Origin of the sequence: Undibacterium sp. Xuan67W (assembly GCF_049340165.1) — a bacterium.
Lineage (GTDB): Bacteria > Pseudomonadota > Gammaproteobacteria > Burkholderiales > Burkholderiaceae_D > Undibacterium.
Genome location: NZ_JBMPPN010000016.1, coordinates 71,536 through 91,107, shown reverse-complemented (window position 1 = coordinate 91,107; position 19,572 = coordinate 71,536). Strand labels below are relative to the sequence as shown.

Annotated in this window: 14 protein-coding genes and 1 CRISPR repeat array; of the genes, 5 read left to right on the top strand and 9 right to left on the bottom strand. The window is 48.4% G+C overall.

Features of this window, described 5'->3' with window-relative positions; all coding sequences use genetic code 11:
• Positions 1–93: 93 nt before the first annotated feature.
• On the bottom strand, positions 94–3,294 hold the full coding sequence (locus ACO0LE_RS14590) for an efflux RND transporter permease subunit (RefSeq protein WP_422961082.1): 3,201 nt from the start codon (positions 3,292–3,294) through the stop codon (positions 94–96).
• 2 nt (positions 3,295–3,296) lie between these two features.
• Positions 3,297–4,490 (bottom strand): efflux RND transporter periplasmic adaptor subunit, encoded by a 1,194-nt coding sequence (locus ACO0LE_RS14585; protein ID WP_422961081.1) that lies wholly within the window; start codon positions 4,488–4,490, stop codon positions 3,297–3,299.
• 409 nt (positions 4,491–4,899) lie between these two features.
• On the opposite strand from ACO0LE_RS14585, the gene ACO0LE_RS14580 reads away from it, so the two are divergent.
• Positions 4,900–5,502, top strand: a complete 603-nt coding sequence (locus ACO0LE_RS14580) for a hypothetical protein (RefSeq protein ID WP_422961080.1) — start codon at positions 4,900–4,902, stop codon at positions 5,500–5,502.
• A gap of 110 nt (positions 5,503–5,612) precedes the next feature.
• On the opposite strand, the gene ACO0LE_RS14575 is transcribed toward ACO0LE_RS14580, so the two are convergent.
• On the bottom strand, positions 5,613–6,248 hold the full coding sequence (locus ACO0LE_RS14575) for a 3'-5' exonuclease (protein WP_422961079.1): 636 nt from the start codon (positions 6,246–6,248) through the stop codon (positions 5,613–5,615).
• A gap of 209 nt (positions 6,249–6,457) precedes the next feature.
• Between ACO0LE_RS14575 and cas9 the strand changes: the two genes are divergently transcribed.
• The 4 genes from cas9 (at position 6,458) to ACO0LE_RS14555 (ending at position 12,977) form a co-directional block, all read left to right on the top strand.
• Positions 6,458–9,511 (top strand): type II CRISPR RNA-guided endonuclease Cas9, encoded by a 3,054-nt coding sequence (gene cas9 / locus ACO0LE_RS14570; protein ID WP_422961078.1) that lies wholly within the window; start codon positions 6,458–6,460, stop codon positions 9,509–9,511.
• A 5-nt stretch (positions 9,512–9,516) separates the two neighbouring features.
• A complete protein-coding gene (gene cas1, locus ACO0LE_RS14565; protein WP_422961077.1) occupies positions 9,517–10,446 on the top strand; it encodes a type II CRISPR-associated endonuclease Cas1 in 930 nt (309 codons plus the stop codon).
• Between the two features lie 27 nt (positions 10,447–10,473).
• Positions 10,474–10,779 carry a CRISPR-associated endonuclease Cas2 gene (gene cas2, locus ACO0LE_RS14560; RefSeq protein WP_422961076.1) on the top strand — a complete coding sequence of 102 codons (306 nt, stop codon included), beginning with the start codon at positions 10,474–10,476 and terminating at the stop codon, positions 10,777–10,779.
• Between the two features lie 70 nt (positions 10,780–10,849).
• A CRISPR array of direct repeats spans positions 10,850–11,677; the repeat unit is 36 nt; unit sequence AGTTTAGCAGATTGGGATATGTGCTCTGACCGGAAC.
• A gap of 268 nt (positions 11,678–11,945) precedes the next feature.
• Complete coding sequence (locus tag ACO0LE_RS14555; protein ID WP_422961075.1) at positions 11,946–12,977, top strand: Leu/Phe/Val dehydrogenase; 1,032 nt, start codon at positions 11,946–11,948, stop codon at positions 12,975–12,977.
• Between the two features lie 158 nt (positions 12,978–13,135).
• Here the strand turns inward: ACO0LE_RS14555 and ACO0LE_RS14550 are convergent, their stop codons facing one another.
• From ACO0LE_RS14550 to ACO0LE_RS14525, 6 genes are all read right to left on the bottom strand, one after another.
• Positions 13,136–13,465, bottom strand: a complete 330-nt coding sequence (locus tag ACO0LE_RS14550; RefSeq protein ID WP_422961074.1) for a DUF2322 family protein — start codon at positions 13,463–13,465, stop codon at positions 13,136–13,138.
• Positions 13,466–13,623: 158 nt separating this feature from the next.
• The gene (locus ACO0LE_RS14545; RefSeq protein WP_422961073.1) at positions 13,624–14,814 is read right to left on the bottom strand and encodes a serine hydrolase domain-containing protein; all 1,191 of its coding nucleotides are present in this window, start codon (positions 14,812–14,814) and stop codon (positions 13,624–13,626) included.
• Positions 14,815–14,985: 171 nt separating this feature from the next.
• Positions 14,986–16,419 carry an L-cystine transporter gene (locus tag ACO0LE_RS14540; protein WP_422961072.1) on the bottom strand — a complete coding sequence of 478 codons (1,434 nt, stop codon included), beginning with the start codon at positions 16,417–16,419 and terminating at the stop codon, positions 14,986–14,988.
• Positions 16,420–16,755: 336 nt separating this feature from the next.
• The gene (locus ACO0LE_RS14535; protein ID WP_422961071.1) at positions 16,756–17,166 is read right to left on the bottom strand and encodes a VOC family protein; all 411 of its coding nucleotides are present in this window, start codon (positions 17,164–17,166) and stop codon (positions 16,756–16,758) included.
• A gap of 303 nt (positions 17,167–17,469) precedes the next feature.
• Positions 17,470–18,402 carry a polysaccharide deacetylase family protein gene (locus ACO0LE_RS14530; protein ID WP_422961070.1) on the bottom strand — a complete coding sequence of 311 codons (933 nt, stop codon included), beginning with the start codon at positions 18,400–18,402 and terminating at the stop codon, positions 17,470–17,472.
• A 115-nt stretch (positions 18,403–18,517) separates the two neighbouring features.
• Positions 18,518–19,297, bottom strand: coding sequence for a hypothetical protein (locus tag ACO0LE_RS14525; protein WP_422961069.1), 780 nt, complete (start codon positions 19,295–19,297; stop codon positions 18,518–18,520).
• Positions 19,298–19,572 lie beyond the last annotated feature (275 nt).

Below are 19,572 nucleotides of genomic sequence, written 5' to 3'. Positions count from 1 at the left end.
GTTCATCAATAGTAAATCTACCTGCAACGATACAAGGTAAAAAGCCGCTCAGATGATCTGAGCGGCTTTTTCAATTTCACATGAAATTACTCACTATGCGGCGCGGCGACCACGTCTGAATATAAACGATCCCAGACGTACAATGCGGCGATACATAAAGCGCAGCAAAGTGATCGTCAATAAAGCTTCAATCAAGGTCGTCACGAACGCAAATAAAGTATTCCAGCGGGCATCGCGTGCCAGGAACTTAGCGAACATCCGGTCTCTGGCGATTTCTATACTGTCATAAAAAGTCGGTACTACCAGCAAAGTCAGCAAAGTCGAAGTAATCGTACCACCGATGATAGCGACTGCCAGCGGACGATAGAACTCACCGCCCTCACCCAGGCCGATCGCGACCGGCATCATGCCAGCAATCAGGGCGAACGTCGTCATCAAAATCGGACGCAGACGCATACGACCGGCATACATCAGCGCCTCTTCGCGGCCAAAGCCTTCCGTTTCACGTTTGCGGGCACAATCAAGCAACAGAATCGCATTTTTAGCGACTAATCCCATCAGCATAATGACCCCGATGAAACTCATCAGATTCAAGGTGCCACGCGTCAGCAGCAACGCTAGAACCACACCGATCAGACTCAAAGGCAAGGACAGCATTACTGCAATCGGTGCTGTAAAAGAACCGAACTGCATAACCAGGATCAGGTACATCAGGCCAATACCTGAGATCAGGGCAATACCCATCTCGGTGAACAATTCCTTCTGATCACGCGCAGCACCGCCAAGCTCAATCCCGTAGCCGGTAGGAAAATCAATCGCGTTCGCAATCTTCATGGCATCTGCCGTGACTTCGCCAGGCGAGCGGCCCTGTGCGTTGGCAGACACAGCAATCATGCGCTTACCATCAGAGTGCTGAATCTGCGCCGGGCCTTTGCCCATCGTGATTTTTGCGATCTGATCCAGAGGAACCATCTTATCGGTACCGCTGACTGCGATGGGTAAATGCTCGATATTCTCAGCATTGACCCGGTCTTCCGGCTGCAGGCGCACTGCAACGTCACGTGCTTCCCCGGTAGGATCCACCCAGTCGCCGACCTCAACACCGGCAAATGCGACGCGCAGAGATTGCGCCGCGTCACCGACTGAAATACCCAGCGAATTCGCCAGACCGCGATCCAGCTCAATCTGTAGTTCATCAATCGGATCCTGTTCGGATAATCCGACATCAACCGCACCGGGAACGGCGCGTAATTTCTCCATATACGCCGTGGTGATCGCCATTAATTTACGCGAATCAGGGCCGGAAAACTGAATCTGCACTGGCTTACGTGCGCCATTATTCAAGTCGTCCAGCACAACATATTCAGCGCCAATGACACCAGCGACTTTTTTACGCAGATCGACGGCAATTTTTTCAGCGGAGCGCTGGCGCTTGGTACTCTTACCCAAGTCCACGTAGACCCGACCACCGCTGGCATTCACATTACTATTCGTTGCCACGGTCTCTGGCAAGGTACGGGCAATCTCTGCCGCTTTTTCTACCTTCAGCCGTGCGTAATCCAGGCTGGAACTTGAGGGTGTGCGGATATCGATAATGATGGTGCCGTTGTCAGCAGCCGGCAAGAAACTCGAACCGCCAAACATCACATGTAGCGTCAGCGCACCGATCAGGCTGACCACCGCAATAATCGCCATCCAGATGCGGTGATGCAACGCCCAGGCGATCACTTTACTGTAGCGATCTGCCTGATGATCAAACCAGTGATTAAACCTGGACAGCAACAAACTGATGCCCGTTTTTTTCTCCAGATGATGTCCGACCGGATCCCCCCAATATGCCGACAACATGGGATCCAGCGTGAATGAAATAAACAGGCTGACCAGGACCGAACTGGCAACCGTCAAAGCGAATGGACGGAACCATTCACCCGCACCGCCCGGCATAAACGCAACAGGAATAAATACAGCAATAATAGAGAACGTGGTCGCAGCAACTGCCAGACCAATTTCGCGCGTACCGTTACTGGCCGCAGTGCGGCGATCCGAGCCCATTTCCATATGACGCACAATATTCTCGCGCACCACGATGGCATCATCGATCAGCACACCAATCGCCAGCGACAGACCAAGCAAAGTCATGAAGTTCAGCGTAAAGCCACAGAGCCAGACAGAGATAAATGCGGCGATCACTGACGTCGGCAAACTCAGCGCCGTAATCAGTGTCGAGCGCCAGGAATTTAGGAATACATACACAACAAAAATCGTCAGTACCGCACCGAACATCAGCGACTCGATCACATTATTCAGGCTGCTCTCGGCATCCTTGCCACCATCCTGTGTGACTTCGAGCTTGGTTCCTTCGGGCAGTGTTTTATTGATTTCATCCACCAAAGTACGGATCTTGTTTGCTACCGATACCGTACTCGCGTCGCGTGAGCGAGTAATCGAAATACCGACGTTAGGATTGCCGTTACGCATACTAAAACTATTCAGTTCTGCGAAACCATCAGCAATCTTAGCGACCTGTGCCAGACGGATGACTTCCGTGCCGCGGCGCTTGATAACAATTTGCTCAAACTCAGCAGGCGACTCAATCCGCCCCACCAGTCGAATACTTTGCTGATCCAGAATGCCACGTACTTTACCGACAGGTGCCGTCGTATTCTGGTTGCGCAGGGCATTCACGACTTCGGTGACGGAGACATTGTATTCACGTAATTTTTGCGCATTCAGCAGTACGCTCAGTTCACGACGCAAAGAACCATTGACACTGACTACCGCCACACCATCGACCGCACGAAACTTATCGGACAGCTCGTCTTCCGCCTTGCGTGAAATTTCCGCATGTGACATAGTTTTTGATGACAAGGCCAGTTGCATAATCGGTTGAGCTGCCGGATCAATCCGCTGCAAAATCGGTTCACGCATTTCTGCCGGCAATTTATAACGTACTGAGGCGATTGAGTTTCGAATTTCATCCGAAGCCTCGATCATATTTTTTTTGAAGTTGAAGATGATCACGATGCTGGCATTGCCTTCGCTGGCCGTCGCACGGATCTGATACACACCCGTAATGCTTTGCAGCGATTTTTCTACGCGGTTGATAATCTCGCGTTCTACCGTATCGGGTGAGGCACCCGGATAGGGGATATTAATCACCATCACCGGCTGCTCCACATCAGGAATCTGATTCACACGGAGTTTTTTCAGTGCCAGTAAGCCCAGGCACATCATCGCAATAATAATGACGATCGTCGCAATCGGACGCTTAATACTAAAATCGGATAGGAACATAATTATTTCCCCGTTGCTGAGCTGGCAGGCGCACTCATGACGGCGGCCGCTTTCGCGACACCGGCTGCACCGGCCGACTCAACCAACATTACTTTCTGGCCGTCTTTGAGAGTCGATACCGGATTGCGTACAACCTTGTCGCCATCCGACAAGCCAGTACTGACGACATAATCACCGCGGCGCGGATCGCGCTCGCCCAAAGTGATGCTCACTTTTCTGAGCAGACCATCCTTAACACGCCAGGCATAAGCCTTGTCACCGTCACGGACCAGCGCACCGCTCTTAATCATCAGGTTTTGGGTACTACCTGCCTCTATACGACCCTCGGCATACAGGCCGGATACTTTAGGCTGATTGCTGTCAACGAAATCCACCAGCACCTCAACCTGACGTGTAGTTGCATTCGCGGCAGGATCAACACGACGCACCTTACCGATAAAATCCTGCTCGCCATAGCCATTGACACGGAAACTGACCGGCATACCTGACTTGACATCCTTTACACGGTCTGCGGACACCAGGCCTTGCAGGCGCATGCTGGTAGGGTCAATCACTTTGACCAGCTCTTTGCCGATTTGCGCAGTATCGCCTGCAGATACCTTACGTTCACTGATGATGCCGTCGAACGGTGCGCGGACCTCGGTGCGTTGCAATGTCTGACGGGCTTGCGCAGAACGTGCTTTGGCGGCGACCAGATCACTTTGGGAGTTATTACGACGGATCTCGGCATCTTCTAATTGCTGGGTCGACGTCATGCCAGAGGCGCGCAAGGTTTTTAAGCGCTGGAATTGACGTTCCGCCTGATCAAACGATTGCCCGGCAGCACGTACTGCCTCCTCTGCAGAGGTCAGACTGTCGCGAATTGAGGTGTCGTCCAGGCGCACCAGCAGGTCACCACGTTTGACGACATCACCATTTTCTTTGAGTACCTGCAAAACAATCGAGGAAATTTCCGCACGCAGATCTGCGCGGCGCTCAGGCTGTACAGAACCGGTAATGACCGGACCAGAAGCCAGCGAATTATTTTGCACGGTAATCAGATCTTCGGCCGTGACCTGCAAAGTCACCTCTTCCGAAGCGCTGGCTTTCTTGCTGGCGGAGGCATTGTTTTTGTCGCTTTTATCACCTTGTGCACCCTTGCTACATGCAACAAGTGTGGTTGCAATGGCGAGTGCAAGTAAAGTACGACGCAACATAGACGATCTCCCGAAATAGGTACATTTGAACAAAGCAATTTAATAAAACAATTGAAACGCGAGCGAAATAAATCCGCTTGATAAATAAGCTTGATACATATTTTTAAGGAATAATCCTGTAACAAGTTCTTACAATCTTCACGCGGCAGAGTATCGCCAGCTTGTTGCATGATGTCAATCACATAATGTAGATCACAAATATAGGTAATTCATTTGGATCACCCGCGCAAATCACCTACTTAGCAGCTTTTCGCCAAGACAAGCCGCCTACCAGCAAGTTTGCAGATCAAACCTCAGGAATCACTTGAAGTTTGCGTCTAACTCCAGTAGTCTCCGCCCTCTTTCTTGTTTTAGCTTGCAATTGATGAATTGACTGCCCGCGTTGCCGCTGGTGGTCCTCGCTTTATCTATGACCGTCATTATCGCCACCGATGTATTTGGAAACACCCCGGCTGTCGCCAGCCTGATTCGCAGTTTGGACCATCCCTGTCTGATCGTCTCACCACATGACGATCAGGATCACAGCGGCATCCACTATCGCTCCGAACAAATCGCCTATCAAGCCTTCATCGCCCAGGGCGGGCTTGCACGCTATAGAGACAAACTTGACCGTGTTATACAAAAGCAACAGGCAGAATATCGCAACACCCCTTGCGTCACCATCGGCTTTAGCGCTGGTGCCAGTGCGCTCTGGCTGCTGGCTGCAACGGAGAACGCGCATCACATCGATCAGATGGTGCTGTTCTATGGTTCACGCATCCGCGATTACACCCATCTGCAACCACGGTGTCCCGCAAGGCTGATCTTTGCAGCACGCGAAGCTGCCTTTGATCCGCTTGCACTCACCCAACAATTGCGCCAGCAGGGTCAACCTGCCGAATTGATTGCGAATACCACGCATGGATTTATGAATCCTTACTCAGGCGGATTTTGTGTCAAAACACAGGCATTGTTTTTAGAGGAACTCGCGCGGCTAATTCGGGATACACATCCATGCGCATTAGCCGCATGAAATGACGAACAAATGACGAAAGCGAACAATAAGTTTACAGAATGGCGGGCACTAGCAACTGACGGCATCCGTCGCGCAGCACACCTGTTAGGACAACCTATTCAAATAATTTATTTTTTCTGTGCCAGCCAACGGCGGTAAGTCAATAAAGCGACGTGCGCATCATCCGCCGCATAGCGGATCTGCCGCTCCGTCAATGGCGCCAGCGACCAGTTCGAGGTTGACGTCTTTTTAGATTTTTGTAAGGTCATTCCCAAAAACCGTGCTGCGGCAGTTTTCGCCCCCATATCGCTGCCTTTACGCTCGCGCATGGCTCTCGCCAGATCAAGAATCTGTGCAGGATGCATCCCCAAACGCGCACGCAAACGGCTCTGATCATCACCCAGACCAAAACCCACCTTTAATATATGCGATGCCTCCAGCGCCGCCTTAGCCGGTGCCAGATAGGCAGAATCGATGACCGGAAACAGAAACACCTGATCGTCCGTGGCAAGTTGAATCAAATGCGGCCCGCCCGAATTCTGCCCTTTGACAAAAGTCGGTCGCGACTCTGTATCAAATCCCAGCACATCCGCTGCCAGCAAAGTCTGCTGCGCCTTCTCGGCCAATTCAGCATTTGTGACTATATGAATATGGGCTGCACTCACACCCTGATAAGCTGGCAAGGACGGGGGTGCAGCACCCGACACGTCTTTGTCGGGTACTGCGCTGGGGGATTCTTGCTGGTTGGTTAAAGTTGAGTTCATCAGTCAATGATACATGGCATATCAAGGATGTGAAATTGAAGAATCAAGTGGAATAAGAAAAGCAAAAGACCGCATATAGCGGCCTTTTCATTTGGTGCATTTTTCAGCTTGTTAGCGTTCAAAGCACATATCCCAATCTGATAATGCTTGAATAATAGAGATGTATTACGGTAAAGTCAAAGTGTTATTAAAAAAACATAGGATTAAACATGCTCGGAAAAATGGCTTATCGGCTGGCATTAGACCTTGGATCTACCTCACTAGGCTGGGCGATGATTAGACTAAACAATGAAAATCCACCGTTCCCAACAGCCGTCATTAAAGCGGGCGTGAGAATTTTTTCTGATGGGCGCAATCCAAAAGATGGGTCATCGTTAGCGGTAACTCGTCGGGAAGCACGTGCTATGCGTCGTCGTCGCGATCGTTTATTAAAACGAAAAACGCGAATGACTAAATCACTTATTGAACATAATTTTTTTCCTGTTGACGCACAATCACGTAAAGAACTAGAACTACTCAATCCCTACACGCTACGCGCCAAGGGCTTGGATGAAATGCTGACGCCCCAAGAATTCGCTCGTGCACTCTTTCATATTAACCAGAGACGTGGTTTTAAAAGTAACCGTAAAACCGATAAAAAAGATAACGACAGCGGAGCACTAAAAACTGCAATTAATAAGTTACGGTCGGAGCTTATCGAAGAAAACTGTCGCACAGTAGGCGAATGGCTACATAAAAGAGATAGTTCTGGAAGAACTGTACGTGCGCGTTTCCGTGAAAATAAAGTCACTAGGGATGACGGAAAAACTCGCATCGATAAAAGCTACGATCTATATATCGACAGAGCAATGATTGAGGCTGAATTTGAAGCATTATGGCAAAAACAAGCCATATTCAACCCGACATTTTTTAACGAAACAGCCAAAGTAGATTTGAAAGATGCGCTGTTATTTCAACGTCCACTCAAACCTGTCATACCCGGGCGTTGTACGCTGATGCCAGACGAGATGCGAGCGCCACTCGCACTACCTAGTACCCAGCGCTTCCGTATCTACCAAGAAGTAAATAACCTCAGAATATTACGTGCTGGTCTAAAAGAAGAATCTTTAACTATTCAGCAACGAGACATTATTGTCGCAGCGCTCGAAGAGAACAGCAAACGCTCATTTACTCAAATAACGAAATTACTCGATTTAGGCTCCATTACATTTAATATCGAAGATGCAAAACGTCAGGAACTTAAAGGCAACACTACAAGCGCGATTCTCAGTAAATCCGATCACTTTGGAAAAGTGTGGTTTACATTCGACGAAAGCAAACAAGACGCTGTAGTGCATCAATTAGTAACAGAGGAAAATCTCGCAAAATTAATGCGCTGGCTGATAGTTGAAACAAATATCGACGAAGAGCGCGCGGAAGTCATTGCCAACGTTGGCTTACCAGAAGGATACGGAAGTCTTAGTTTGCAAGCGCTAAATCGCATACTTCCAGAATTGCGAAAAGACGTTATAACTTACGACAAAGCGGTGTTAGCAGCAGGCTTTGCACACCATAGCAATATTAGTGCATCGGCTACAGGTGAGATTTTATTAGAGTTGCCTTATTATGGGCAGCCGCTACAGCGCCATGTCGGATTTGGTACAGGCAACCCAAATGACACAGATGAAAAACGTTATGGACGTATAGCAAACCCAACTGTTCATATCGGACTGAACCAAGTCAGATTAGTCGTAAATGCGCTAATTAAACGCTATGGGCACCCTAGTGAAATTATCGTAGAACTCGCACGCGATCTTAAGCAAAGTAAAGATCAGCGGGACGACGTGAATAAGCGTCAAGCAGAGAATCAAAAACGCAATGCACGCTTGCGTACCGATGTGGCAAATATTCTACAAATCAGCGAAGAGCGGGTAAAAGCGGCGGATGTACAAAAAATGATTTTATGGGAAGAACTCAGCTTTGACCCAGCAGATCGTCATTGCCCATACTCCGGGATTCAAATCAGCGCGCACATGTTGCTCAGCAACGAAGTAGAAATTGAGCATATATTGCCATTCTCTATTACGCTAGATGATAGTCTCAACAATAAGACGGTGGCACTTCGCAAAGCGAACCGAATTAAGGGTAACAATACTCCTTGGGATGCGTTTGGAAAGCAAACGGTAGCTGGATTTTCCTATGCCGAAATACTCGCGAGAGCGGAGCAAATGCCTAAAGCTAAGCGATACCGCTTTGCGGAGGATGGCTATCAAAGATGGCTTAAGGACGATGCAGGTTTTTTAGCCAGAGCACTTAATGACACTCGCTATCTAAGCAAAATAGCACGTGAATACGTTCAATTGATTTGTCCAAAAACACGCGTTATCCCGGGACAAATGACAGCAATGTTGCGAGCCAAATTTGGCTTGAATGATGTACTTGGGCTCAATGGTGAAAAAAATCGTAACGACCATCGACATCATGCAGTTGATGCTTGTGTCATCGGCGTTACAGATCAAGGTTTAATGCAACGGTTTGCGCAAGCAAGTGCCAGCGCAAGAGAAAAACAACTTAATCGACTTGTCGAGAATATGCCTTTACCTTGGGATACATATCGAGAACATGTAGAGCGTGCGATACAAAGAATTTGGGTGAGCCACAAACCAGATCATAGCCACGAGGGTGCGATGCATAATGATACTGCTTACAGTTTGCTCGGCAATGGCAAAGTTAGCGTGCATAAGATAGTTGATGGCAAACGTACTCGCGTTGAAGATAATCTAAAGGTCATTGAATTTACTGATGGCAAAGCAATTGATCGGCACGGACTAAAACATAATGGTGAACCTAAGCCCTACAAAGGATATAAAGGTGACAGTAACTATTGTATTGAGATTGTCCGCAACGAAAAAGGTAAGTGGGAAGGAGAGGTTGTATCAACATTTGACGCTTACCAGCTTGTACGTAGTTCAGGAATTAAACGATTGCGTGACTTGACTCAAAGTCTTTCCGGAAAACCGTTGGTAATGCGGTTAATGATAGATGACTTTGTTAGGCTAGAAGTAGACGGCATTCAGCAATCGACTAGAGTTGCAACTATTAGTACTAATGGACAAATTTTTATGGCAGGTATTAATGAGGCCAATGTCGATGCTAGAAACCGGAGTAAAGAAGATGCTTTTGGTTACATATCTAAGTATGCAGGTTCACTACAAAAAGCAAAAGGAAGAATGGTAAAAATATCTCCACTAGGTGAGCTACGTGACCCCGGCTTTAAGGAGTAAACTCCATGATAGGCCGCATAGTAGAAATAGCTGATGATCGCCGCCATTTATTCCTATCACGCGGTTTTATGGTGGTGCAGGATACTGAAGGTCTGCGCAAAGAACTAGGGCAGATACCATTAGACGATATCGCTGCGGTCATCGCTAACTCACATGGCTTGAGTTATACCAATAATCTACTCATCGCCTTAGCGGAACGCTGCGCACCTTTTGTGCTGTGCTCTGCGAATCACAATGCAGCCGGCATGCTACTACCAATCGAAGGCAATTTTCAACAGGCAAAACGTTTTGATGCGCAGCTAGCGGCATCTCAACCCACTATCAAACGCCTTTGGGCCGATATTGTTAAATCAAAACTCCAACAACAAGCGGCAGCGTTAGAGGCAGCTAACGTTGCCAGCATTCCTTTATCGTCCTTGGTACGCAAAGTACGCTCTGGTGATCCAGACAATTTTGAGGCACAAGGAGCACGACGGTATTGGAGTCTTCTATTTGGCGACGACTTTAGGCGTGATCAACAATCTGGCGGATTAAACTCGATGCTTAATTACGGCTACACCGTGTTGCGTGCGACAACAGCACGTGCTGTTGTCGCTGCAGGTCTGCATCCGACGATGGGGCTACATCATAGTAATCAAGGTAACGCAATGCGCCTAGTCGATGATTTGATGGAGCCATTTCGCCCAATGATTGATCTCAAAGTTTGGCAGTTGCATAAGCAAGGTGAGAGTTCTATCACACCGGAAAGTAAGCGCGCATTAGTTCGCACCATGTATGACGATATGCAAACAAATGTCGGGGTCACACCTGTTATTGTCTGTACGCAAAAACTTGCGACATCGTTGGCTCAAATATTTATTGGTGAAAAAGATAAACTGGATTTACCTTTACCTGGCTTACCCCTCAATTTGGCTTCAGCTCTGCAAGAAGAGTAATGCGCCATGCTTACCGGATATCGCGTCATGTGGATTGTAGTGATGTTTGATTTACCTGTGATAGAAAAATCTGAACGCAAAGCAGCAAGCGAATTTCGCAACTCCTTACTCGATATGGGATTTGAAATGTCGCAATTTTCTGTATACATGCGCTTTTGTACTAGCCAAACTCAAGTAGATACGTATTGCAAACGAGTCGAGCAAAACTTACCCAGCGGCGGCAAGGTGAATATCCTACAATTTACGGACAAACAATACGAACGTATCATCACTTTTCGTGGAAAAGCGAAACAAGCCCCTAATAAATCCCCAGATCAATTCGACTTATTCTGATGAAAAATCCCGTTTTCCCCGCCTCAAAAAAGCATAAACCCCTGAATAATCAGGGGTTTATGGTGTTACGAGTTTAGCAGATTGGGATATGTGCTCTGACCGGAACTCTACAGCCAGGCGGTAGGTGCCTGGTGCGAGTTTAGCAGATTGGGATATGTGCTCTGACCGGAACGGCGTGAATGTCATGTCAACCATGTATGTGAGTTTAGCAGATTGGGATATGTGCTCTGACCGGAACTGATTCACTTTTTCATCAAGCTTGTTACCAAGTTTAGCAGATTGGGATATGTGCTCTGACCGGAACAAAAAAATGGTCTGGTATTTTTCGATCAGTAGTTTAGCAGATTGGGATATGTGCTCTGACCGGAACACTGTGACCATGACAATTGTTATTGCATCCAGTTTAGCAGATTGGGATATGTGCTCTGACCGGAACTTGACGAACCGACACGCGACGCGTTGGTCAAGTTTAGCAGATTGGGATATGTGCTCTGACCGGAACGCTCTTCGGCGGCGATTTCAAACATCGTTGAGTTTAGCAGATTGGGATATGTGCTCTGACCGGAACTACAACATGTCTCGTCTGTAAATCGAGGCTAGTTTAGCAGATTGGGATATGTGCTCTGACCGGAACAGCCTTACGGTGAGTCACAACAATTACGCAAGTTTAGCAGATTGGGATATGTGCTCTGACCGGAACTACGTCGTACCAGATACCCAAGCGACTTCGAGTTTAGCAGATTGGGATATGTGTTCTGACCGGAACCCGATGGACATTTTCATTCCGTTTATGTGAAGTTTAGCAGATTGGGATATGTGCTCTGACCGGAACATGCATCCGCATGACGATTAAACTATTGTCAGTTTAGCAGATTGGGATATGTGCTCTGACCGGAATTGGGCAATATAAAACAAAAAAACAATATGCCGCTTATCTTGTTTAAATTACTCTACTCCCTATCCTCAATTTGAATTTCCTCCCCCTATCGCCTATACTCGCACCCGCGTGACACAATCACCGCCCCGTTATTGGCAGCACCACACCGCAGCCCATGACTAGCAAGACCTTGTTGTACTGAGAGACTATTTTTTCACATAACTTTTTTGCGGCACGTCATCATTCGCCTTATCGGGACGCATGATCACCACCGCGCGGAGCCATAAGCATGACCGCTTTTGTATTTAACGAAATCAATTTTGACGACCACGAACAAGTCGTTTTTGCCTCAGAAGCCAAATCCGGCCTCAAAGCCATCATCGCTGTCCACAATACCCGCCTTGGCCCAGCCATGGGTGGATGCCGCATGTGGAATTACGCCAGCGAAGCCGAAGCCGTACGTGACGTACTGCGCCTCTCGCGCGGCATGACCTACAAAAACGCTGTAGCAGGCCTGCCAATCGGCGGCGGTAAAAGTGTCATTATCGGCAACCCGAAAACGGACAAAACACCTGCCTTATTTGAAGCCCTTGGCGAAGCACTGGAGCGCCTCGGTGGCCGTTATGTCACCGCAGAAGACGTCGGCACCAGCCCGGCAGACATGGCCAATGTCGCCAACAAAACCAAATTCGTCGCCGGTCTCGGTGACCGTGGTGATCCATCACCGTTCACCGCGCTTGGCTGCTTTGTCGGCGCGCAGGCTGCAGTAAAGCATCTGCTGAAACGCGACGGCTTCGACGGTCTGACCGTCGCTTTGCAAGGTCTGGGTCATGTCGGCTACGACTACGCACGTCGCCTGCATGAGGCTGGCGCTAAACTCGTTGTCGCGGATATCGATCAGGCGGCACTCAAACGTGCACAGGAAGAACTCGGCGCGACAGTTGTCGGTATCGACGCGATCTACGACGTGCAAGCTGACATCTACGCTCCTTGCGCGCTCGGTGCGACCTTGAATCCAGACACATTGTCACGTCTGAAAGCCAGAATCGTTGCAGGTGCCGCGAACAACCAGTTAGCCACTGCCGATATCGGTGAAGCCTGCCGTCAAAAAGGTATCTTGTACGCGCCGGATTTCGTCATCAATGCGGGTGGCATTATCAAAGTCTGCTACGAATACCTGAATACGCCGGAAGACGGTATGGACGCGCATGTACGCCGTATCGGTGAGACACTGACTGAAGTCTTTATCCGCGCTGATGCAGAAGGCTTGCCAACCAGTGTGGTAGCGGACCGAATTGCTGAGGCAAAGTTTAAACACTAAGCAAACCAAAGAAACTCTCTGATTCATCAGAGCACTACTATCAAAAAAGCCGCCTGAATACTATTTCAGGCGGCTTTTTATTCGCTGGCGAAGTCGGGAGGAGGATCCGGCAAATGAGAACGCCATCGCGTAGCGTCGGCATACGCCACGCAGACGGATCAACGAGTGATCAGCGTCACCGTCAGATTCTGGCTGTCTGCATCGTCAGATGCGCTGGCGATCAAGGTCAGCAGTCGATCGATATTCGGGTGCTTACCCGGAAAAGCTCTGGCATCCGCCGTGTGCTCTGCATACATGGCCAGCCCCTCGGTAGCGGCCGTCACATTGATTTTGCCAAACTTCTTCAGCAATGCATGATAGACGCGCACACTACCGGCTGTGCCAGGCTTATTCTCCAAGCGAGTGACCAGCGTATCGCCATCAAACAACTCCAGCGCTGCGACGTGATCGATGGTGGGCAGAGCAGCTAGGATCTCACTGAATTGCATACAACTTTCCTTTTAAAAAATAAAATAATGTCCTATTGATGCACAGCATTTGTAGGACGTTTTTGGCGATAAATCGGATACCAGCCAGAGATGGGTGATGACTGGTCATGGCTCATCTATCTGGCTCAAGTAAGTATTCAGGTGAGGAGTAGCGAATTTCATTTAGCTTCTGCATCTACCAGCAACGCCTCCAACTGTGAAGCCAGATACCCAGTGGAATCATAATTAGACAGCACAATAACGGTGTATCCACTATCGACATACATCGCCACCTCACCCGAAACACCTTGTAAACTACCCGTGTGCCCAGCCACCTTCCCCATACCGCTGCTCCAGACCTGAAAACCTAAACCGAACGGTCGCCCACCAACATTTTGGCCCTTGCTGTTGTCAGTCCAAAGCAATTGAAGCGATTCATTTTTAATCAACTTCCCTGCTCGTAATGCAGATGTGAACTGCCACAAATCATGGACAGTCGAATACCCCACGCCAAACGGCGAACCCCGGAGAGGAATATAAAAATTATTTTCTTTTGAAAAGTTCGGTGCTTGCGGCGTAGAAAAATAACCCGTGGCGATATTCTCAACCGGCTCGTCCCTGAAATAGCTATCAGAATTCACCATGCCAGCGGGTTGATAGATATGCTCGCGAATATAGGTAAAAAAGTTTTTTCCTGACGCTTTCTCGATTACTAGTCCCAATAAAAAGAATCCCGTATTACTATATAAAAAATTACTATCTGGTTCGAATTTCAGTTTGTCGTTTCTTAACAGAGACTTGTAATCTGCTAGTTCTCTCAGAAAGATCAGTTTGATATAGGGAGCATAAACAATATGCTCAGAAAGCATATCGCCAAAACCCGCACGATGCGACATCAACTGACGTATCGTGACCTGATCAAGGATACTTTTTGGATACCAACTCGTATCCACATAGCGGCTTAATTTATCGTCATAAGAAAGCTTACCCGCCTCGGCCAGTTGTGCGATAGCGACGGCCGTAAACATTTTCCCTATCGATGCGATATTAAATTTGGTCTCCATCGTATTGGCAACGTGGTAGCGCTTATTCGCCTGACCACACACGCCGTCGGTGATGAGCTGGTCTCCTTTCGCAATGACTATTGCACCTGAAAATTGATCCTGATCACATTTCTCTTGAAGCAGCACATGAATTTTTTCTGACAGTTGCGTTTTCGGCGAAGTCTGCTGATTCGGCTGACTCTGCATCACGCTATTTGGAGACTGCGGCGATCCGGATTGACTTGTCGATTGCGCGAAAGAATAAGATATTCCGCTGAAAAACACAGCAACTCCAGCGCAAAAGATTAGCCATTTTTTTATTTGCATACGATTACCTTTATTTTTATTGATTGGATTCTGATTTTTAATTCAAGTTCAGCTCAGTAAAAACGACAAAGCCGCCTGAAAATTATGTCAGGCGGCCTCGTTTTCATAATATCGCTTTTAACGCTGTCCATCAACCGAATCGAATGTCAGAAAATCTAAATCTATATGGGCTCAAACCGGCTTCTCTGCGCCATCCAGATTTAACTCTGCCTCGCTATTAAAAACATCCATATTGGTCTCGCCCAATACTCTGCTAGTAATAGTACCGGCAGTGATGGCGCCGCTGACATTCAGAGCGGTACGTCCCATATCGATCAAGGGCTCCACCGAGATCAGCAAGCCCGCTAATGCCACGGGCAAATTCATCGTCGAGAGTACGATCAGCGCGGCGAAGGTCGCGCCGCCACCGACGCCAGCAACACCAATCGAACCGACAGTGACAATCGCGATTAATTGGGCGATGAAGTTAAAAGTAAATGGATCGATCCCGACGGTCGGCGCAATCATGATCGCCAGCATCGCGGGATAAATTCCGGCACAACCGTTCTGACCAATGGTGGCACCAAACGACGCCGCAAAATTGGCGATGCCTTCAGGTGTACCAAGGCGCTGCGTCTGAGTTTGTACATTCATGGGGATCGCTCCCATGCTGGTGCGCGAAGTAAAAGCGAATGCCAGTACAGGAAAAATCTTTTTAGCGAAACGGACAGGATTCAGGCCAGCACCTGCGATCAGGCACAGATGAACGGCAAACATCAGCAGCAGTGCGCTATACGATGCAACAACGAAGTTGATTAACTTCAGTATATCGGCATAACTCGACTCTGCAACCACCATCGTCATCAACGCAAACACGCCATACGGAGTCAGGCGAAGTACCAGCGTGACCATGCGCATGATGATCGCCTGCGCGACGCTGACAAACTGGGTAAATGACGCGAATAGCAAGGGCTTAGCCCCCGCAATACCTGTTGCAGACAAGCCGATAAAAATCGAAAAAATTACCACCGCAATCGTAGAGGTTTTACGCGCACCGGTTAAGTCTAGAAACGGATTAGTCGGAATAAAGCTCAGTAGCAAACTCGGCAACGTCACCGCCTTGGCACTGGCCAGCGTACCTTGCAGATACTCGCCACGCGCTACTTCAGCTGCGGTGGAACTTAATCCAATCGCAGTCAGGCCAAATAATTTCGCCATCAAAATACCAATGCCTGCTGCCACCATGGTGGTTGCCAGCAGTGTGCCGATGGTCAGCGCACTAATTTTACCGACGGAGCTGGCACCTTTCAGCTTAAGAATGGCACCAACAATCGACACCATAATCAGCGGCATCACAATCATCTGCAACAGCTTGACGTAGCCGCTACCAACGATATCGAGGTAAGCATTCGTCGTCGTGATCACAGCCACCGTGGCAACATCGCCGCCATACAACAAATGCATCGCTGCCCCCAAACCCACACCCAGCCCGAGCCCAGTCAACACCCGTACCGTAAAAGTCGCCTCAATATACTGTTGCCGGTACATAAAAACACCAATCGCCAGCGCGACCGCTAGATTGATCAGAACATAGATGCTGGAATAAGATGCGATCGAACTGATCATGGACTTACCTTTATCGAAATGGAATGAAATGCGGTGACGGATGGGTCACTAGAATGCGGAGATTTTTCGGTAAAAAATCAATAGCCTTCACAATTATACGTGGCAACGATTATTCATTGTCAGCAGAGAAAATCGCAATTTCCGCCTTTCATCGTCTAATCACACAGTTGATAAAACCAAAGTATAAAAGCCAATGTAGCACGGAGTACGGTCATGCTCTGTTCGTTTGTACGCATATAGGCATAAAGATGAGTGTGCCTTGGCTGATTAATTTTAGATGGTGAAACATCATCGTATTTATCTTTAAGGATGCAAAACATACAGCGCACCACGTCGCTAAATTTCGTGGTTGCTGGGAGCATTCTCCCAACCGACATTTTGCAGCACCACACGATATCCGTCGTGATCAGTAAAGGTTTTTCCGTTCACATTCCAATACGGGTTGAATGCTGCCACTTGCTTGAAACCTGCCGATACCATTTGCAGGCAACTTGCTTCCCATTCCTGGTGATCGGGCAGATAAAACACGACCAGGTCTTCTGCTGTCGGTTGCGGGTAAACCGGATGTGATTTGCAATGCGTGAATTCGAAGTGGTAGTGCATACCGGCACGACCGAGCATGACGCCGTCGAATCCCTGATGGTCTTCAAATGTCCCGATGACGCTGAGCTGCAATCCCGCTTGGTACATTGCTTTCGCTCGTTGCAGATCACTCACTGGACGGGCGATTCTGAGATGGGCTTGCATATGATCTCCTGCAGATAACTTATTGGCGACAATGAATTGACATTGAATTAGTCGTGACCAAGCATACTAGTCAGTAGCAATCCTATTATTTAAAACAGATTCACTTACTCCAAAAAACACATACTACCTACCTGTATTTTAAAATTCCCACACGAATAATGCGGATCACGGCTATTTATTTAAAAAATAGGGGGAGTATATGTATCTCGTCAAACTTTAAGCGACTATCTAAGCCACATCAGAAATGCGGTGATACTGAAAGAAGAAGTCGCTGCGATCAGAGGAATCTGTCTCTCCGTCCACCTACAAACCCTGAACTTTCAATGCCTCAATCTCGGCATCGCCATCATCGACCAGTCGCGTCCAGCCGTCGAACTTCGCTACTCCTAGCGACCGTGCCATGGATAGCTGCAGACTTTGACCCGGAGCCGGACGATCTGGTAGCAGTTGATAGACCGGATCTGCGAATGCACTCGCGGGCGTGACGATATTCCAGTCCATGTCTTTAAATTGTGTAATCACATCATCGAGCCATAGGGCGTTAATCAGGTTGTGATGAAGCAGGATGATTTGGGGAATATCGCGGCCTTGCAATTGCTGCGACAGAGCGCGGTAGGCAATGGCACGCTGGCGTATGTGGCTGAGGTAGGTGCGCTTGATTGGGCTGATATCTGCTTGCGGATTTTTTGTCAGAACCTCGGTGAGTTTTTCATCGAGCCGCCAATCACTGGTGTCGAGGCTGACATAGGCATTACGGTAGCCGTGCTGTTTTAAAAATCCGCGCATACCATCGCGCTTTTCCGGTGTATTGCCTTCTCGCAGATAGGTGAAACGAAACCATTTCTGGTAACCGGGTAGCGTGCTGATGATGCGGTCACAATCGAGTATCTCTTGCTGATATTGCGCAAGACTGAGCTTGTCAATATGCAGATCGGGATGGGTCATGGTGTGATTGCCGATCGCGTGTCCGGCATCGCCCCAAGCCTTGGCGAGCGCATATCCAGCGGGCTGAGTTGCCCCATTCGCGGCCGTGATAAATAGTGCCGCCTTGACCTGATGTTTGGCTAGCGCATCAAGCATCGCCTGATTACGTGCCTGAGCCGACAGCAGCGGCGTGCTGGCAACGCTGGGGCCGTCATCGAAGGTAAAGGCAACGGACTGTGCCTGAGCATTGGTGATAAATACAAAGGCCAGCGTTAGCTCAAAAAACGTAAGTAAATTTTTGAAGGTAGGCATACTATTATTTGATCATGAAATGCCATCTAGTTTTTAATCCATACGCCACAAAAAAACACCATGGCAAATGGACATTCTGTCATGTTGACATGAATACCCCTGATTTGACCCGAACTCAGGACTGCAATTGCAGGGTTTTGATAATCCGTGACTCGCCCTTCTCTCCAGCACCAGATCCGCTACTCTTGCTTTCTTTGCGCGTGGTGATCAGACGGTCACCGACCTGCGCATAGACTTGCTCGTCATCATTCGTCGATTCAAAACTGATCACGACGAAGGCGCGGCCGGATACCGTTTCATGCTGGCGACTGGCGAGTGGCGTGCCGTCTGGGGCGACCCAGATGTCGAGTTTGCCTTCGTATTTTTTGACATATTTACGGTCTTTTTCGCTGATCTTGTCGATCGACAGATCAAAGCTCAGCAGGCGTGCCGGTTTGCCGTTGAAAGTATCGGCTTTTTCATTTTTAAAATTCGCTTTTTCGACTGCACGCGATAAGCTGCCTGCCGCATAGATCAGCGGACGTACTTCGCTGGAATTGATTTCTTTCAGGGCGGACAGTGTCGGTGTTTTGACCTTGGCATCTTTTTCTTTGGCGAGCTCTTCGGTGTCGAGTTTTGTCAGCAATTCCTTACTGTAATGAATGTGCAGACCGCGCTGCCCTTCTTCGATAAAAACATTCGCGACACCATTTTTTTCCTCCGCGTCTTTTCCCTCGCCCTGCTTGCTCCAGGTTTTAGCCTCCAGCGTTGCCTTGACTGCGGCGGGACCTTGTAATCTGGCGAGCGCGGCCCTCAGATCGCTCAAGCCATCGGCATGCGCAAATAGCGGGCTGAATGCACAGGCGCTCAACAGACAGATACGGGATAACATTTTTGGGACAGGGTTTAGACGCATTTTTTACCTCAATGTAAAACATTCGTTATTTACAGTATTCATTCATCACATTCATCAAGTTCAAAGCAGTAATTTATCGCATCACATTAATACTCACGCTCTCGAATTTTCTGAAAGACGTATTTCAGACCCAAAGCGATATCACAAGTTCAACTTTGGATAAGGACATAGCGCTATAACTCCAGCGGAAAATCCTTGCGACCATGGGTTACAGCGAATTCGGTAGAAAAAAGCAACGGATAGTGCGACATGGCTGTTTCAATGTTACAAGTTCT

What these genes read in the sequence shown, in the direction of transcription:
- ACO0LE_RS14590 (WP_422961082.1), bottom strand. Translation starts at nt 3,294, where the DNA reads ATGTTCCTATCCGATTTTAGTATTAAGCGTCCGATTGCGACGATCGTC.
- ACO0LE_RS14585 (WP_422961081.1), bottom strand. Translation starts at nt 4,490, where the DNA reads ATGTTGCGTCGTACTTTACTTGCACTCGCCATTGCAACCACACTTGTT.
- ACO0LE_RS14580 (WP_422961080.1), top strand. Translation starts at nt 4,900, where the DNA reads ATGACCGTCATTATCGCCACCGATGTATTTGGAAACACCCCGGCTGTC.
- ACO0LE_RS14575 (WP_422961079.1), bottom strand. Translation starts at nt 6,248, where the DNA reads ATGAACTCAACTTTAACCAACCAGCAAGAATCCCCCAGCGCAGTACCC.
- cas9 (WP_422961078.1), top strand. Translation starts at nt 6,458, where the DNA reads ATGCTCGGAAAAATGGCTTATCGGCTGGCATTAGACCTTGGATCTACC.
- cas1 (WP_422961077.1), top strand. Translation starts at nt 9,517, where the DNA reads ATGATAGGCCGCATAGTAGAAATAGCTGATGATCGCCGCCATTTATTC.
- cas2 (WP_422961076.1), top strand. Translation starts at nt 10,474, where the DNA reads ATGTGGATTGTAGTGATGTTTGATTTACCTGTGATAGAAAAATCTGAA.
- ACO0LE_RS14555 (WP_422961075.1), top strand. Translation starts at nt 11,946, where the DNA reads ATGACCGCTTTTGTATTTAACGAAATCAATTTTGACGACCACGAACAA.
- ACO0LE_RS14550 (WP_422961074.1), bottom strand. Translation starts at nt 13,465, where the DNA reads ATGCAATTCAGTGAGATCCTAGCTGCTCTGCCCACCATCGATCACGTC.
- ACO0LE_RS14545 (WP_422961073.1), bottom strand. Translation starts at nt 14,814, where the DNA reads ATGCAAATAAAAAAATGGCTAATCTTTTGCGCTGGAGTTGCTGTGTTT.
- ACO0LE_RS14540 (WP_422961072.1), bottom strand. Translation starts at nt 16,419, where the DNA reads ATGATCAGTTCGATCGCATCTTATTCCAGCATCTATGTTCTGATCAAT.
- ACO0LE_RS14535 (WP_422961071.1), bottom strand. Translation starts at nt 17,166, where the DNA reads ATGCAAGCCCATCTCAGAATCGCCCGTCCAGTGAGTGATCTGCAACGA.
- ACO0LE_RS14530 (WP_422961070.1), bottom strand. Translation starts at nt 18,402, where the DNA reads ATGCCTACCTTCAAAAATTTACTTACGTTTTTTGAGCTAACGCTGGCC.
- ACO0LE_RS14525 (WP_422961069.1), bottom strand. Translation starts at nt 19,297, where the DNA reads ATGCGTCTAAACCCTGTCCCAAAAATGTTATCCCGTATCTGTCTGTTG.